Raw genomic sequence first — 259 nt, 5'->3', positions numbered from 1 at the left:
AATTCGCGCTTCGGCCGGCGCGCGCCGCGCCGCTCACCAGGGAACCCGCATGGACAGTCACATCGCGCCGGTGGCGCTGCAGAAAGCCTACCGTCTCCTCAACCACGGCCCGACCGTGCTCGTGTCGGCCCGCCACGACGGTGTCGACAACGTGATGGCCGCCGCATGGGCCTGCGCGCTCGATTTCCTGCCGCCGAAGCTGACGGTCGTGCTCGACAAGTCCGCGAAGACGCGCGAGCTCGTCGAGCGCAGCGGCAGG

At 70.3% G+C, this 259-nt stretch carries 1 protein-coding gene; it reads left to right on the top strand.

What is annotated here, in order from left to right; translation table 11 throughout:
• Positions 1-49: 49 nt before the first annotated feature.
• On the top strand, positions 50-259 hold a 210-nt coding region (locus SB772_RS42765), incomplete at its 3' end, for a flavin reductase family protein (protein ID WP_410838867.1).

The sequence above is a fragment of the Paraburkholderia sp. SIMBA_030 genome (assembly GCF_046535245.1).
Taxonomy (GTDB): Bacteria; Pseudomonadota; Gammaproteobacteria; order Burkholderiales; family Burkholderiaceae; genus Paraburkholderia.
Note: the sequence above shows the minus strand (reverse complement) of the source record. Positions and strands in the feature narration are given on the sequence as shown.